A 3,429-nucleotide genomic window follows, 5' to 3' on the forward strand; every position below is an offset into this window, starting at 1 on the left:
TTAAATAGGAAGCTAATGATCCCGGGTTTAACTGAACAGGGAATGATAGGTCAATTCTTCTCTCAAATTGATTCCCTTATCGCTCTTCATCAGCGAAAGCTGGAGAAACTTCATCAGCTTAAGAGTGCTTTTCTTTCCAAGATGTTTGTATAAAGGTGACTGACGTGGTTGTTTCTACCGAATCTGAGTTTGAAGAGAAAGTAATCCAGGCTCTTCAAAGTAAAGGCTGGGAAAAAGAGGTTCTACGGTACCCCACTGAGCAGGATTTAATTGATAACTGGGCTCAGATTCTTTTCGAAAACAATCGACAGGTTGACCGTTTAGGTGATGCGCCACTCACCGACACTGAAATGGCGCAAATTCTTGAACAGGTTAAAGAATTACGTACGTCACTTCGCCTCAATGGTTTCATCAACGGTAAAACTGTATCCATCACCAGAGATAATCCGGACGATCCTACACATTTAGGTAAAGAAGTCAGCCTCAAAATTTATGATCGGCACGAAATTGCTGCAGGGCAATCACGCTACCAAATAGTTCAACAACCCCGATTTAAAGCCGCCTCACGCATTATCGGAAAACGACGTGGCGACCTCATGCTCCTCATCAACGGTATGCCCGTCATCCATGTGGAACTCAAAAAAGCGGAATACCAGTAAGCGAGGCCTACCACCAGATCGCTAAATACGCCCACGAAGGAATATTCACAGACCTATTTTCACTCATTCAGGTCTTCGTAGCCATGACCCCAGAAGAAACCGTCTATTTCGCCAACCCCGGCCCAGACGGTGAATTCAACGAAAACTACTACTTCCACTGGGCAGACTTCGAAAATGAACCATGCAACTACTGGAGAGACATCATAGAAAACCTCCTCTCCATCCCCATGGACCACCAACTCATAGGCTTCTACACCGTCGCCGACGATACCGATGGTGTTCTCAAAGTCATGCGAAGCTACCAGTACTATGCAGCCAACCGCATCTCCGACAAAGTCGCCCGCATCGACTGGGACCAGAAAGACCAACGAGGCGGATACATCTGGCACACAACAGGGTCAGGAAAAACCATGACCAGTTTCAAATCCGCCCAACTCATCGCCACATCACATGACGCCGACAAAGTCATCTTCCTCATGGACCGGATTGAACTCGGAACCCAATCCCTCATGGAATACAGAGGATTCGCCGACGAATCAGAAGAAGTCCAAGAAACCACCAACACCGACGACCTCATAACAAAACTCAAAAGCTCAGATCCACGCGCCTCCCTCATCGTCACATCAATACAAAAAATGAGTCTCGCAAGCGCCGAAAAAGAACGCAGAGCAGCAGACATAGAAGAAATTAACCACAAACGAATCGTCTTCATCGTCGACGAAGCCCACCGCTCCACCTTCGGCGACATGCTCGCCACCATCAAAGAAACATTCCCCCGCGCCGTATTCTTCGGCTTCACCGGAACACCCATCCATGAAGAAAACCAAAAGAAAAACAGCACAACAGTAAGCATCTTCGGCAGCGAACTCCACAGATACAGCATCGCAGACGGAATCAGAGACGAAAACGTTCTCGGCTTCGATCCCTACATGGTAGAAACCTACCCCGCGAGAAAACTACGAAAAGCCGTAGCCCTCAACAAAGCACACGCACAAAACGAATCAGAAGTATTCCAAGACCAGGACAAAGAAAAAATCTTCAACCACTTCATGGACCCAAGAAAAGTCCCCCAAGCCGAAGAAGAACTCGACGAATCCGGAAAACCCATCAAAGGAATCGAATACTACCTACCCAAAAGCCAATACCTACAACCAGAACACCGCAAAGCCGTAGTAGAAGACATCTACAAGCAATGGATCGCCCACAGTAAAAACTCAAAATTTCACGCACTGCTAGCAACCTCATCCATCCCCGAAGCCATCGAATACTACCGACTTTTCAAAGAAAACCCCAGTACACAACCCACCAAAATAGCGGTACTCTTCGACCCCAACATCGACAACAGAGGAGACAATTCCTTCAAAGAAGACGGCCTTATCGAAATACTCGAAGACTACAACCGCAACTACGGCCAAGACTACACACTAGCCACCTGGCAAAAATACAAAAAAGACGTAGCAGCACGCCTCGGACACAAAAAACCCTACAACCGAATAGGGGAAAACTCAGATCAGCGCATCGACCTACTAATCGTTGTCGACCAAATGCTCACCGGCTTCGACTCCAAATGGATAAACACCCTCTACCTGGACAAAGTTCTCAAATACGAAAACATCATTCAAGCCTTCTCCCGCACTAACCGCCTATTCGGCCCAGAGAAACCATTCGGAATAATCCGCTACTACCGTAAACCCGCCACCATGAGGCAAAACATTGACAAAGCCGTAGAACTCTACTCAGGAAACAAACCACTAGACCTCTTCGTTGACCACCTTGACACACACCTCAAAAAACTCAACGACACAACAAAAGAAATAACTACACTCTTCAACAAAGCTGGCGTAGAAAACTTCACAAAACTACCCGACAATCTCGCCGAACGAGGCCAATTCGCGAAACTATTCTCAGAACTAACCAAAACCCTAGAAGCCGCACGAATACAAGGCTTCACCTGGGAAAAAGATCACTACGACTTCACAAACCCCAGCCACAGCATTGTCGTCACACTAGACGAACAAACCTACCTCACACTAGCCCTACGCTATAAAGAACTCGAACAAAAAACCAGTGACAGTGACGATAATGAAGAAGACCTACCCTTCGACATAGAAACACACCTCACCGAAATCGACACCGGCTACATCGACACAAAATTCATGAATTCGCGCTTTAAAAAATACATAAAAGCGCTCTACGACCCATCCGCAAACGAAACCGTCGTCGAATCAGTCCTAGAAGAACTACACAGTTCATTTGCAACACTCACACAAGAACAACAAAAACACGCAAACATCTTCCTCCACGACATCCAAAGCGGAGACGCCCAACTCAATGATGAAAAAACATTCCAGGACTACATCACCGAATACGCGGCAAAAGAAAAAAACCAACAAATAGACACGCTCGTCAAAACATTCGGCATCAAAAAAGACAAACTCACAGAACTCATTGACGCCGAACCCAACGAAAACACACTCAACGAATACGGCAGATTCGATGCACTAAAAGAAACCGTAGACGAAAACCTAGCCGCAACATACTTCGACAACATCCACGAACCAGAACCTAAACTATTCCGCCGCAGAATGAAAATAGCCACCATCCTCAAGGAATACATCCTGTACCAAACAATGCCCAAAGGACTAGAAGAACCAGACACACCCAACTAGCCCTTTCGCTGATGAAGAGCGATAAGGGAATCAATTTGAGAGAAGAATTGACCTATCATTCCCTGTTCAGTTAAACCCGGGATCATTAGCTTCCTATTTAA

General features: G+C 46.3%; 2 protein-coding genes. Both read left to right on the plus strand.

All coding sequences use genetic code 11. The features are described from left to right. Positions 1-164: 164 nt before the first annotated feature. Positions 165-659: a type I restriction endonuclease gene (locus tag DI579_RS07140; RefSeq protein ID WP_290599129.1), complete on the plus strand. Its 495-nt coding sequence runs from the start codon at positions 165-167 to the stop codon at positions 657-659. A gap of 41 nt (positions 660-700) precedes the next feature. Continuing rightward, positions 701-3,328, plus strand: coding sequence for an HsdR family type I site-specific deoxyribonuclease (locus tag DI579_RS07145; protein ID WP_303679013.1), 2,628 nt, complete (start codon positions 701-703; stop codon positions 3,326-3,328). Positions 3,329-3,429: the final 101 nt, after the last annotated feature.

It is taken from the genome of Lawsonella clevelandensis (genome assembly GCF_003241315.1).
In the GTDB taxonomy this organism is placed as follows: domain Bacteria; phylum Actinomycetota; class Actinomycetes; order Mycobacteriales; family Mycobacteriaceae; genus Lawsonella; species Lawsonella clevelandensis_A.